Raw genomic sequence first — 11,924 nt, 5'->3', positions numbered from 1 at the left:
CGGTCCCGCCCCCGGCGGCCGCGCCTACGGTCTCGCGCGCCCGCTCCTTCGCCAGCATCTTCTCGACCCCGTCCCGGGCCATGGCGTCGATGCCGAACTCGGCGAACAGCTTCCGGATGATCGGGTAGGGCGGGATCTCACCGCTCTCCAGGGCGTCGAGCTGGGGGCGGATCTCCTTGGCGATGAAGCCGCGCACGGCGTCGCGGATCATCAGGTCGGTCTCGGACCACTCGTACATCGGCGTCTCGTCTCCTCGGTGCCCGGGGGTGTGCCGCGTGTCACTGCAACACGTGTCAGCTCAGTGTGTCGCGACCGGGTCGACGGCCGCGGCCGTTTGCGGCGAATGGCCGGCCCGGCGACGACGGGGTCGGGCACACTCGGGGACATGAGTGCCCTCCAGGACAGTGCATCCCACCGAACCCGCCACCGCCCCGCAGGTCGCGAGCAGCTCGGCCGGATCGGCCTGTGGACCGGCTCGCTGGAGGGACTGACGCCGGCGGCGATCCCCGACGTGCTCGGTGAACTCGACGACCAGGGCTGGGGCTCGCTGTGGTTCGGCGAGGCCGTCGGCCGGGAGGCCTTCACCGCCGCGCAGCTGTACCTGGGCGCCACGCGCCGGATGGCGATCGGCACCGGCATCGCCAACATCTACGGCCGCGACGCCTCGGCGGCGGGGGCGGCCGCCCGCACGATCGAGGCGATGCACCCGGGCCGGTTCGTCCTGGGCCTCGGCGTCTCGCACGCGCCGCTGGTCGAGCGCCACCGCGGCCACCACTACGGCCGGCCGCTGTCGGCGATGCGCGAGTACCTCGACGCGCTCGACCGGACTCAGCCCATGGCGGCGGGCGAGGACACCATGCCGCCGGTCGTGCTCGCCGCGCTCGGCCCCAAGATGCTCGAGTTGTCGCGCGACCGCACCGCCGGCGCCCGCCCCTTACCTGACCCTGCCCGAGCACACCGCGCGGGCGCGCGAGATCCTCGGCGGGACCGCCGACGACGGGCCGGCCCTGGTCGTGGAGCACGCCGCGGTGGTGGCCGAGGGGGTCGACGACGACGAGGTGTGGCGGTCGCGGGCCCACGATCACCTCAACGTCTATACGGGCCTGCCGAACTATCGGAACTCGTGGACCCGGCAGGGGTTCGACGAGTCGGACTACGTGCGCGGGGGCAGCGATCGGCTCAAGCATGCGATGGTCACCCGCGGGGTCGAGGCGACGCGGGCGCGGGTGCAGGAGCACCTGGACGCAGGGGCCTCGACCGTGCTGGTGCAGGTGCTCGGCGAGAACGTGCTGACGCCGCCGGTGGAGGACTGGCGGATCGCGGCCGAGGGGCTGCTCGGCTGACGCCTGGCCCGACAGGTTTTGCCGACTGGAGACGCGTCGGTTGCCAGAGGGGCTTGTCAGTCTCTGTTTTTTGGAGAGCCGGTTGATCCTCGCCACTGACCGCTGGCGACGCTCGTAGATCTCCCCAGTACTCCTTAGCAGCAATGTGGTTTGTCGAGTACACCCCAGGGGGACGAGCACGAGTCCGCCATCGTCGCTGTGTCACAAGGTGGTTTCTAGAGTTATGAAACGCCGTCCCTTCGGGTCTAGTGTGTAGTGGTACAGATTCCGGACGAAAGGCTCTTTCGATGGCTGATCGAATCGGGATGTTGCTCAATCGCTCGGGTGACGGTGGCGAGGAGGTGCTCATCGTCAGCCGCGGGAGCGTGCGTACCAGGTTCCGTCGCCGGGACGAGCTGGACTGGTCAATCCGAGTCGAGTCCACGGACTCGGAGAATATCGTCGAGGGAGAATCGGGGCCGGCCCGGAAGCCGGCTCGCCGGTCCTCGCGGCCTCGTGGGCAGCGGGTGGCGTACGTGCGGGTGTCGGCCGCGGATCAGAATGAGGCGCGTCAGCTCGAGGCGGTTGGGGAGTGCGATCAGGTCTATATAGAAAAGCAGTCCGCACGCTCTCGCGCGGACCGGGTGAAGCTCGCTGAGTGCATCAGGTACCTGCGGGACGGTGACGAGCTCGTCGTTGCATCGATGGACCGACTCGCTCGCTCCCTCGTGGATCTTAAGCAGATCGTTGGCGAGATCACCGCCAAAGGCGCGAGCGTGGAGTTCGTCCACGAACGCGCCACTTACGCCGCCGGCGCCCAGGATCCACGAGCAGACCTGATGCTTTCGCTGCTCGGGGCGTTCGCCGAGTTCGAGCGGGCCATCATCCGTGAACGCCAAGCCGAGGGCATTGCCATCGCCAAAGCGAAAGGCAAATACAGGGGACGCAAACGCGTGCTGACCGACGAACAGATCGGTAAAGCCCGAGCCCGCGTGGAGGCAGGGGAGGGGCCGTCAGCGATCGCTCGAGATCTCGGGGTAGGCCGCTCCACCCTGTATCGCGCCCTCCAGCGCCGCGCACCGTGACAGCGCCGCGCACCGTGACCGCTGATGGTCGGCCCGTTGCGCTGTTCAAGGGCGTGCCGCTTGAGGGGTAGCCGATACTGGACTTGTGACCGAAGTTCATCTGAAGGGTCGATTGGTGTGTCGCGACGAACGCGAAGCCGCTCTTGTCGACACCCACTTGCCATGTCATGTTGAGTTGACGCGAGCTGAGCAGGGCTGCAGGTCATTCTCGGTGACCCGGACCGAGGATCGTCTGGTGTGGGGCGTCGAGGAGGTCTTCGACGACGCCGCTTCGTTCCGCAGGCATCAGGAGCGGGTTCGCGGCAGTGAGTGGGGGATAGTGACAGCAGGTATTGAGCGCGACTACTGCATCACGGGGCTCTGACTCGGCATGACTACTTTCGCCGCAGACAGTGCGGATGCAGTGATTCCGCTGGCCTTTGACGTCGTATGGCTCCTCGCCGGCCTGGTGTGGTTGCTGATCCCGGTCGCGATCGTCGTCGCTGAACGGCGCCGCGCAGCGCCGTGGCCCGAGACGTTCCTATGGTTCATGGTGGCGTTCCTCCTGCCCGTCGTGGGGCTGATCATCTGGGCCCTCCACCGGGCAGTCGACGCCAGGCGGGCGACCTCGCGGTGAGCAGCGCGACGCCGGCTGTCCTGCGTAAGTACGAATCGGCGCTCACTGGCGCGCGGTCGACCGGAGGGGGATTACCGGCGTGACCGGATGGGTGCCATGCGGAGTCGAGGGGCGCATCGCAGCGTTGCTCGAGGCGCGGACCGTGAGCGCGGTTCGAGAACTCTTTCCGCACGGGGTGCGGATCCTGTGTCCGATCACGCTCCGTGCGGGCCGTGACGTGGCCGGTTGGTGTTCATGGCGTGAGGTTGCTGAGTGGGTGGGTGCGCAGTATCCGCCCCGCCGCGGATTGACGGCGATGATCGACAGCGCCACCTCCCCGGAGCAAGCGACGGATGTGGATCGTTTCGTCGGGTGCAGCGCGGGCCCTGCCATCGAGATCGTGCAGCGCTTTTCTCGCACCGCGTCTTGTCAGGAGTGGAAGGCGGCGATCTGGACGGTGTGGGGTGATCCAATCGGAGACCCCGAGGACACGCGCATCATCAAAATCGTGGACGACAGCGCTTATGGCAGCGACTACGACTACCAGCTGGTATCGGCCTCGACCGCCGCTCTTACGGACCCGTTCCTCTACCCCGAACCATCCTTCTTGTGGTCCGACGACGAGACGCTGTTCCTCGAGGTTCAACCGGAGACAGGATGGATTGAGGTCTACTCGACTAGGCCGGATCTGGTCGAGGAGGTGCGAAGCGACATCCAGTGGGAAGTAGTCCCGCTGATCCGCGACCTCCCGCAGTCCTAGCTGTGGCGACGCTGGGATTTTCGCTCGCGGTAGGTGCTGCAGCATGACACCGGGCTGCCAGTCAGTCCTGGCAGAACCCCGCCACTGAGCGCCGCAATCGAGGGGTCTTGCGATGGGGAACTCGTCGGCAGCCACCGACTGACACGCGTACCTGTCCCGATCCCGCACAGTGCGACAACTAGGAGGTACCCGTGGAGGCATTCCTGATTCCGCTACTGCCTCCGGTAGCCCTGTCGCTTGCGATCTGGATTTTCACCGTCTGGGTTTCCTTCAAGGCGACCGGGCGAGGTGCCAGACGAAGTGCAGCCGCTGTCTCTGCAGTGCTGTCGATTTGCGGAGCGATCGCGTTCCTCGGCTTCGCCGGCAGTGACGACTACAACGACTACCCCGGCTATACCTGCGCCCTTCGCGACGGTCACGTGCCGGACGGCTTTCCTCCCGAACGGCTTCCCCCGCAGGAACAGGTCAGCACATTTCACACCAACCTCAACTGGTCCCATGGGTACGAACTGCTCCCCGCCGGGGTTCGCTGCACCTACTGGACCAGGGACGACCCCCGCGTCAGCATGGTTACCCACAGCCCGTGGTCGTACTCCGTGTGGATCTACGGACTACTGGGCATCGCTCTGATTCAAGCGGTCCGCGTCATCAACCCGGACCTTCTCTCTCGGCGGCGCACCTGGTCTTCGTGAACAAGCACGATGTGTAGCGCGTTGCGACTCACAAACCGAAACTGCGGGTCGACAGTCTCCGTCCCACAACCAAGGAACTGGGACGGCCTACGCAGTTCTTAGGAATCGGGGGCGGGGGAGAGAGAGGAGACGCCCGCCGGTGGAGATGTTGGGGGCACGGCTCTCTTCGAGAAGTGCACGTTGGCGCGGCTACGCTCGGCGCATGTCCGATGCTCCACTTTCCCGAGTCAGCGTCCGGTTCGTGGCCGAGGACGGCCACGTCACGACTCTGGTGGTGGGCGACGCCATCGAGTGGCACCTACGCTTTCAGGCCTGAGGCGGTGCAACTGGCCATCCGACCGGTCACCGGTTCACCTGGATGGGTGCACCCTCAAGTTCCCAGTAGCGCTGAGCGCCTGAGAACGCCAGCTTGCTCCGTTGTTAACGCATACGACTTCTGCGACGATAACCGGGTTGAGACCGTCCCTCCCAGCAAGGAATTGATTATGCGCCGCACCCTTGCCACGCTCGCCGCCGTCACATTGGCCACTGCATCAATGCTTGTCGGTGTGGGACAAGCGAACGCTCAGGACGCCTGGCCCGTTGATCCCGGGCAGGGATCTCCCGTCCGGCCAGTCGACGTGACCAGCTTTGCGCTCACCCCTGACCGTCTGGAGTTCTACAATCCCTTCATCGGCCTGCCGAGAATCATCTCGCCGTTTGGCACGACCACGAAGATCGTGTGTACCGGGTTCCGCGGGTACGACAACTGCTGGCAGGCCGACCAAGCCGGGAACCCACACAAGCTGCGCCCCATTCTGGGCCTTGGATCGTCTACTCCAGCGTCCAACGTCTTCCTGTACCCGGGCATGATCCCCGGACTCTAACGAGATTCACCTCCTTCGTGAACTAATCGTTCAGTTTCGTGTCGTACCCGCATGGCACGGTGGATGTGAACGACGCAAACTGACGTTGCTCACTTCGTCGCCAAGGCGACTTCTCGACACAGGAGGCATGACGATGGCACGACTGGTCAAAGAGCTGACAGGCCCGAACGAAACTGGGCGTTGGGGCGCCTCAGCAACCGATCTCGGGTTCCCGGCGATCACCAACCACGGGTACACGATCACGATCTTCGGCGACACCTTCGTCGACCACGTCGGCGGCAGCGGCTGGAGGTCTCCAGTCGGGTTTCGCCAGTCCAACCCAGACATTGAGAACGGCATCCGGTGGGACAACGCCATCGGCGGCGCCTACGCCAAAGAGATGATCAACTATCAGCACCGCGGAACGGTCCATGCTGGCGAGCTCCCGGACGGCTTCACCAACATTCCGAACGACCTGATCCACCTGCCCGACGGCCGGTACATGATGACAACTTTCGCGATCCGGTCCTGGGATCCGATCTCGCCCGGCGGGAGCTGGGCGACCTTCCACTCGCGCATGTGGACCTCGACCGAAGCCCACGCCGAGAACTGGGAACGCACGTGGGATCTGGAGGTCAATTGGCAGATAGGACCAGTGGGTACGCCTAGTCCGGCGATCCGGTACTTCGATTCCGACGACTCGGTACTCCTCGGGCCCGCCGGGGTGGTCTGCTCGGGGTGAGGCGACGCACTCGGCGCCGCTTCTTCCTATTTGAGGAGGCTGATGTGGCCGATTACAAGGCCATCATGACGTTGGCGCTGGCCGGGCATAGCTACAGCGAGATCGTCGCCGCCGTCGGGTGCTCGCGCCGGGAGATCGCGGCGGTGAAGAAGACGATCACCGCGTACGGCATCACCGCCGGCCAGGCGTCGTCGATGAACCCGGCCGAGATCGCCGGGATGTTCCCCGATGGGCGAAAACGCGTCTCGGAGGACTACACCAAGCCGGACTTTGATCGGGTGATGGCGTCGATGAAGTTCAACCGGCACTTCACCATCCAGCAGGCCTGGGGCAAGTACCTCGCCGACCCCGCCGGGGCCGGGAAAAAGTACGGGTACTCGCAGTACTGTGCCCTGTTCGCCGAGCACGCCCGCATCAAGGATGTCGTGGCGACGCTGCATCACGAACCCGGCAGAACGATGCTGGTCGACTGGGCCGGCGACACCCTCGAGGTCCTCGACGCCGTCACCGGGGAGGTCACCAAGCTGTACTTGTTCGTGGCCGTCCTGCCGTATTCCGGTGCGGTGTTCTGCCGCGGCTTCACGGACATGAAGTCCCCGTCCTGGATCGACGCCCACGTCGCGGCGTTCACGTTCTTCGGCGGCACACCGCAGATGGTGGTGCCCGACAACCCGACCACCGCCACTCATCGGCAGAAGCAGGGCGAGGCGGCCAGGGCTGTCAACGTCCGCTACCAGCAGCTGGCCGACCATTACGGCACCGCTATCGTGCCGGCGAGGGTCCGAAAACCCCGCGACAAGGCAGCCGTGGAGTCAGCCGTGGAGGTGGTCAACAAACGCGTCATCGGTTACCTCGCCGAGGAGGTGTGGACCACCGTCGAGGCCCTGAACGCGGCGATCGACGAACGGGTCGCGGAGATCAACACCCAGATTCGCCGGGCTGACGGTACGACACGGTGGGAGCGGTTCGAGTCCGATGAGGTGCCGCTGCTGGCGGCCCTGCCCGACGACGGGTTCGCCACGGTGGAATGGAAGCAGCTCAAGGTCGGGCGGAACTATCACGTGTCCTGCGAGTCGCAGTACTACTCGGTGCCGTACACCTTCGCCGGTCAGCTGCTGCGGGTCCGGCTGACCGCGCAGTCGGTGACGATCTTCGACGGTGACCAGGTCGTCTGCGAGCACCCACGGCGCCACGGCCGCAAAGGCCAGTACTCCACCGTGCTCGCCCACGCCCCCAAGGCGCACCAGGGTATCGACGGGCTGTGGTCACGGCAGTGGTTCACCGACCGTGCCCGCGGGTTCGGCCCCGCCACCGAGCAGGTGATCGCCCAGATCCTGGATCGTCACGTGATCGAGGCGCAGGGCTATCTGGACTGCCAGAACATCCTCGAGACTCTCGGCAAGAGAAGTCGCCAGCGGCTCGAGGCGGCCTGCCAAGTGCTGCTCAACCAGAACAGCGCTGGCAGTTACAGCGTGCTCAAACGCGTCATGGCCACCATCGACTCCGATGGCAAAGCGCCCCGGCCCGTGGTGCCGGCGGCGGCCACACGAAAGCCCCCGCCACCGGCCGGGGCCCGAGACGACGGTGCGATTCAAGTCCGGTCGGCCGATCACTATGCGCGCGGCCGCAGCGGGGAGGGCGTGTGATGTTCACCGAGATCGATCACCAGAAGTTCCGCAACCTGCGCATCACCCACGTGGCGACCCGGTTCGAGGAGCTGATCAGCGACGAGGCCAACGACGAGCTCACCCCGGAGCAGATCTTCCTCACCGCCGTCGACGACGCCCTGGACCAGCGCCAAGCCCACCGGATCGACAAGCTGATCCGCGCCGCCAAGTTCCCCATCCCGCAGGCCTCGATCGCCGAGATCAACTACCAGGAAGGACGCGGGATCACCCCGGTGCGGATGAAACGCTACGCCGGACACCACTGGAGGCAAGACCCCACCAACCTGCTGGTCCTCTCACCGACCGGCGGCGGAAAAACCTACCTGGCCTGCGCGATCGGGATCGCCGCCTGCCAGAACGGGCACACCGTCACCTACGCCCGCATGGACGAACTCGCCCGGCGGCTGGTCATCGCCCGCGGCGACGGGATCCGCCACCAGAAGATGCTCAACGACCTCTCGGACGTGGAGCTGCTGATCATCGACGACTTCCTCACCGTGGGCATCGATCCCGAAGCCGCCAACGACTTGTTCGCCGTGCTGGCAAACCGAGAGCACCGGCTGCCGACGATGATCGCCTCACAATCCCGACCGGCGTACTGGCTCGAGGCACTACCCGACAGGGTCGCCGCCGACTCCATCGTCAACCGGCTGGCCAACAACGCCCGCGAGATCAACCTCGGCGAAGTCGACATGCGACGCCAACGCGACGACCAAGCCCGAGCCACCACCGGCTACTGGGAGTAACCCCCGACGGTGCCGGCCCGCCTCACGCGCGGGCCGGTTCCGGGTCGCCGGAACAGCAGTACCAACTCGCCGGACCCGCGGTACCGACAAGCCCTATCTGCCATCAATCGCGAGAACTTCGACTTCCCTAACGTGGGGGAGTGGAGTCACTTCCAGAACAACACGATGCTCATGCTCCCCGGCGAACCTTGGGTTTACATCTACGGCACCAACGAGGGCCGTTGGAACGGCGGCGGCATCCATCTCGTGCGCGTGGACTGGCGCAGCATGTGGAACCGTTCAACCTATGAGTTCTGGGGTCGAGACGGCGGCGGAACATGGGCATGGCGCCGCGGTGGTTTCACGACCCCGATCCTCACCCCCACGGTTCCTAACAACGCCATCGGCGAGCTCTCCGCTCAAGTCATCGACGGACGAGTCGTGCTCTCGTACTGCGACGGCATCCTTGGCGCCGTCACCCGGACCGCTCCTCGCCCGGAAGGCCTATGGACGATGCCCGCCATTCAGGTCACCGGAGTCGAGCAGCCAGCCCTTTACGCGCCGGCGATCCATCCGTACAGCAACTTGGGCCGTGCGCAAATGCTGCTGTCAGCGTGGCCGCAGGTGAATGGCCAGACGCTCTACTACGGCACGAGGCAATGGGAGGTCAGCCTCTTCGGTGGGGGGTCCGGCTCCCTGAGTTCCTCTCCGACGGCGCGGGCAGCGACCGAGAACCTGTCCTCCGAGTCCAGTCACGTGACCGAGGAGTACACGGGGGACCTGGCGCCTGACGTCTCTCAGCTCCCCGTGGCCGAGCAGGTCGCGGTTCTCGCGGACGCAGTCGACGCCGAGGTCGATCATGATTGGCTCCGCTCTGCCTTACAAGGAGAACTCGAGGACGATCGCACAACCCCGGCCGATCACGAAAACTATGACCCGATGACCGCGGAGTAGGCCCTTCTCGAGCGGACTCCTCGGCGGTGCGCCCCTTGGCCCGGGCGTCCCGGGCGGTGTCGCTTTTCCGCAATGTCTGTCGGATCAATTAGTGGCCGCCCAGAACGGGTGCAGTTCTGGGCGGCAGCAATGCCAGCGTTGCGTCCGTCGTCACCGCACTCAGATCCACAGCATCCGGGAACAGGAAACGTTACGTGTTTCCGGCGTTCCCCGACCCAAGTCCGAACGGATGGGGGAGTCGCCGTCGGCGAGCACGCTCCAGCCGCCACGCAGCCAACCAAGTAGGGGAGCCGTTATTCCTCGGGCTCCTGCGCTGGCGCCGCGACGTCGTTGGCCTCGCGGGCTTCGCCCTGAACGGCCACGGCGCATACCCAGACGCCCTCGCCGAACTGCCCACCAACTGCCCTGAATAGCGTACACAGAACGGTTAACTATCTGTCCACCCTAAACCAGTAGGTGCCGTCCACGATTTCTGAATTTGCCAAGTTGATGCCCGGCTCTCCAATTGTGAAAGCTGCAAGTTCGCTTGCATACCTCGCTAAGTGGTCGGTGTGCGCCTTGATAACGGAGGCGTCAATTCGAAGAGCAATAGCAAATTTCAATTCGCCAAAAATATATTTGATCCATGCGCTGCCATCGCCAAGTACTCCAGCGTCGCGTACGCCTACGCACCAGCATTCGGTTAATGTGTTAGTGCGAATCTCGTTCAGCAAGTAACAAAGGAAGCGCGACGGCATATCTCGGTTGGCGTCGTCGCAGTACCGCGACTGCAATTCGCGATGGCATTGGGTGATGAATGGAAAAGCCCGCGAGTGCTCATTTTCTGAAAACGTGTCAGTCCAGTGGTTCTCGGTTGGCCCGTCTTGGTTCATAACTTTGCCGCTCTAATGTAATGGTAACTTTAGGATTCAATATCTGTCGCACAAAAGCGTAACCTGGGCAACGCCGGTGTCGGGGCATCGCTCAACTGCGATGCCCCGACGGGTTACCTAGTTAGTTGTACGGTGGCGGAGTATCGTCAGGATGTGGAGGGACTGCGTAGCCTACCCAAATCGGACACAGTTGGTCGCTAGGCGGCGTATTCTCACAGTAGATACTGAGATTGCCTAGCATCTCGCTGCCAGGCGGGGTGTTCTGGGTGGTTGATCGCACTTCGATAGAGCGAACCCGCTTACTTTCCCATTGACTGCAATCGACGGGAATTGAGTTAATGACACGACATGTCAAGCGGTCGAACCAGTTTGTGAATACTCCAGCGGTGGGATTCGACTGAGACTCGTTACAGCCCCCCGCGTTTCCTACCGTCGCCTTCCATATGTTTCTGTTCCATACCCAGTGCTTACCCCGTGCCTTATCGTAGCCAAACGGTTGGTCTCCCGTTGCCCCATCGAACCAGTACCCTCGTCGGAGAATACTGGATGAGTATGTTCCACCTTGGGGCGTTTTCCAAGTGTCACACCTAGCAATTCGGCTCGTGGCCATTTGCTCTCCCGTGTACGACCACGGAGGCGCAGCGGCTGCCACCATTTGTGGTGGTTCCTCGTTTATCGTATCGGGATCTGACGGAGTTACGTTGCCTTCATCGCCCACTGTCCCACTTGGTTGTATAGCCTCGGTGGACGTCTGGGCGATAGCTTCGGGTCCTGTCGCTGCCACCGATAAAATGAGTGCCGCTATCGAGGCGATGACGAGAGGAAGGCGGGCTCTCCGTCCAATTTGCTTGGTTTTACCTGCCTCGTACATATGCTTCTCCGTCCGTCCCGAATCGACCGATTGCGTTTTGGAAGACCTGCTCTTGTGGTTCGCCAGGGATTCGTAGTCTTGGCGCCGCCTGTTGTCCCCGCGCTAGTACGGAAATGTCGGAGTCTGGGATGTTGTTTCCTGCAGGAAGTCCCATCAGTCCAGTCTCGAATCCGTACGCTCCCCAAATCGCCATCATCTCTCTCGTCAGGTCGTGCGCGCCAGTTGGCTGAGCCCAATAGACAGACCCGTTCTCGAAGTGGTTAAAACGAGCTGCTCCGTTCGGGGTGGATAGTTCGTCGGTCGTGGGGTATCCGAGGTAGCTGGCTTCCCATTCGAGTTCTCCCCAGCGTGCGCCGATTTGTCCGCCAATCTGGTGGGCTCCTGTGTTGGGGTGCCAGTAGATGCTGGAGTCGTGTTGGAATGCTTGTCGTTTCCCGATTCCGTCGGGGTTGGTGATTTCGTCGGTGATCGGGTAGCCGAGTGGTCCGGGGTCGTATCCGAATTGGGCCCATTTGCTTCCGATGGCGCCGCCGACCGGGTGGGCGTCGGTGTCGGGGTGCCAGTAGATGGTGGCGTCGCCTTGGAATGAGGTGCGCTTTCCGATGCCGTCAGCGTTGGTGAGTTCGTCTGATGTCGGCGGGCCGAGGAACCCTCCCGGGCCACCGAGAGTAGTGCCCCATAGAGTGGTGTAACTCGGTGGCCGAGATCGTCTGCGATTCCGTGTTGTGTACGGATGTAGAGCGGCCACCGTGTGATCCTTCGAGTCAACCTTCTACCGAATCCTCGAACGGAGT

General features: G+C 63.9%; 13 protein-coding genes and 2 pseudogenes. 12 read left to right on the top strand and 3 right to left on the bottom strand.

The genetic code is table 11. The features are described 5' to 3' along the window. Positions 1-238, bottom strand: a pseudogene (locus J1M64_RS12665) (acyl-CoA dehydrogenase family protein); the annotation flags it as partial. A gap of 105 nt (positions 239-343) precedes the next feature. On the opposite strand from J1M64_RS12665, the pseudogene J1M64_RS20415 reads away from it, so the two are divergent. The 12 genes and pseudogenes from J1M64_RS20415 to J1M64_RS12610 form a co-directional block, all read left to right on the top strand. Continuing rightward, a pseudogene (locus J1M64_RS20415) lies at positions 344-880 on the top strand (LLM class flavin-dependent oxidoreductase); the annotation flags it as partial. Between the two features lie 133 nt (positions 881-1,013). Then, positions 1,014-1,343 (top strand): hypothetical protein, encoded by a 330-nt coding sequence (locus tag J1M64_RS20410; protein ID WP_307872450.1) that lies wholly within the window; start codon positions 1,014-1,016, stop codon positions 1,341-1,343. Between the two features lie 287 nt (positions 1,344-1,630). Beyond that, on the top strand, positions 1,631-2,407 hold the full coding sequence (locus tag J1M64_RS12655) for a recombinase family protein (RefSeq protein ID WP_082923922.1): 777 nt from the start codon (positions 1,631-1,633) through the stop codon (positions 2,405-2,407). Between the two features lie 85 nt (positions 2,408-2,492). Continuing rightward, positions 2,493-2,771, top strand: a complete 279-nt coding sequence (locus J1M64_RS12650; RefSeq protein WP_082923921.1) for a putative quinol monooxygenase — start codon at positions 2,493-2,495, stop codon at positions 2,769-2,771. Between the two features lie 6 nt (positions 2,772-2,777). Next, on the top strand, positions 2,778-3,023 hold the full coding sequence (locus J1M64_RS12645; RefSeq protein ID WP_156523582.1) for a hypothetical protein: 246 nt from the start codon (positions 2,778-2,780) through the stop codon (positions 3,021-3,023). A 79-nt stretch (positions 3,024-3,102) separates the two neighbouring features. Next, positions 3,103-3,762: a hypothetical protein gene (locus J1M64_RS12640; protein WP_156523581.1), complete on the top strand. Its 660-nt coding sequence runs from the start codon at positions 3,103-3,105 to the stop codon at positions 3,760-3,762. 191 nt (positions 3,763-3,953) lie between these two features. After that, positions 3,954-4,454 (top strand): hypothetical protein, encoded by a 501-nt coding sequence (locus J1M64_RS12635; protein ID WP_156523580.1) that lies wholly within the window; start codon positions 3,954-3,956, stop codon positions 4,452-4,454. 485 nt (positions 4,455-4,939) lie between these two features. Next, complete coding sequence (locus tag J1M64_RS12630; RefSeq protein ID WP_017838560.1) at positions 4,940-5,320, top strand: hypothetical protein; 381 nt, start codon at positions 4,940-4,942, stop codon at positions 5,318-5,320. A 127-nt stretch (positions 5,321-5,447) separates the two neighbouring features. Beyond that, complete coding sequence (locus J1M64_RS12625) at positions 5,448-6,041, top strand: DUF4185 domain-containing protein (protein ID WP_206474342.1); 594 nt, start codon at positions 5,448-5,450, stop codon at positions 6,039-6,041. 44 nt (positions 6,042-6,085) lie between these two features. After that, positions 6,086-7,687, top strand: a complete 1,602-nt coding sequence (gene istA / locus J1M64_RS12620; protein WP_206474341.1) for an IS21 family transposase — start codon at positions 6,086-6,088, stop codon at positions 7,685-7,687. Then, the gene (locus J1M64_RS12615) at positions 7,687-8,454 is read left to right on the top strand and encodes an ATP-binding protein (protein ID WP_006898359.1); all 768 of its coding nucleotides are present in this window, start codon (positions 7,687-7,689) and stop codon (positions 8,452-8,454) included. Before istA ends, J1M64_RS12615 begins: the two co-directional genes overlap by 1 nt. Positions 8,455-8,463: 9 nt before the next feature. After that, the gene (locus J1M64_RS12610) at positions 8,464-9,387 is read left to right on the top strand and encodes a DUF4185 domain-containing protein (RefSeq protein WP_307872437.1); all 924 of its coding nucleotides are present in this window, start codon (positions 8,464-8,466) and stop codon (positions 9,385-9,387) included. Between the two features lie 431 nt (positions 9,388-9,818). On the opposite strand, the gene J1M64_RS12605 is transcribed toward J1M64_RS12610, so the two are convergent. Next, complete coding sequence (locus J1M64_RS12605; RefSeq protein WP_206474339.1) at positions 9,819-10,259, bottom strand: hypothetical protein; 441 nt, start codon at positions 10,257-10,259, stop codon at positions 9,819-9,821. An 854-nt stretch (positions 10,260-11,113) separates the two neighbouring features. Continuing rightward, positions 11,114-11,878: a hypothetical protein gene (locus J1M64_RS20565; protein WP_206474338.1), complete on the bottom strand. Its 765-nt coding sequence runs from the start codon at positions 11,876-11,878 to the stop codon at positions 11,114-11,116. Between the last annotated feature and the right edge of the window lie 46 nt (positions 11,879-11,924).

The organism is Dietzia sp. KRD202, from assembly GCF_017168155.1.
Classification (GTDB): domain Bacteria; phylum Actinomycetota; class Actinomycetes; order Mycobacteriales; family Mycobacteriaceae; genus Dietzia; species Dietzia kunjamensis.
The sequence above is the reverse complement of the archived record's forward strand: the minus strand, read 5'-3'. Positions and strand labels throughout refer to the sequence as shown.

Bases quoted from the DNA above. Each gene is read 5' to 3' on its own strand.
- J1M64_RS12655 (WP_082923922.1), top strand. From the start codon at position 1,631: ATGGCTGATCGAATCGGGATGTTGCTCAATCGCTCGGGTGACGGTGGC.
- J1M64_RS12605 (WP_206474339.1), bottom strand. From the start codon at position 10,259: ATGAACCAAGACGGGCCAACCGAGAACCACTGGACTGACACGTTTTCA.
- J1M64_RS12645 (WP_156523582.1), top strand. From the start codon at position 2,778: ATGACTACTTTCGCCGCAGACAGTGCGGATGCAGTGATTCCGCTGGCC.
- J1M64_RS12625 (WP_206474342.1), top strand. From the start codon at position 5,448: ATGACGATGGCACGACTGGTCAAAGAGCTGACAGGCCCGAACGAAACT.
- J1M64_RS12615 (WP_006898359.1), top strand. From the start codon at position 7,687: ATGTTCACCGAGATCGATCACCAGAAGTTCCGCAACCTGCGCATCACC.
- J1M64_RS12630 (WP_017838560.1), top strand. From the start codon at position 4,940: ATGCGCCGCACCCTTGCCACGCTCGCCGCCGTCACATTGGCCACTGCA.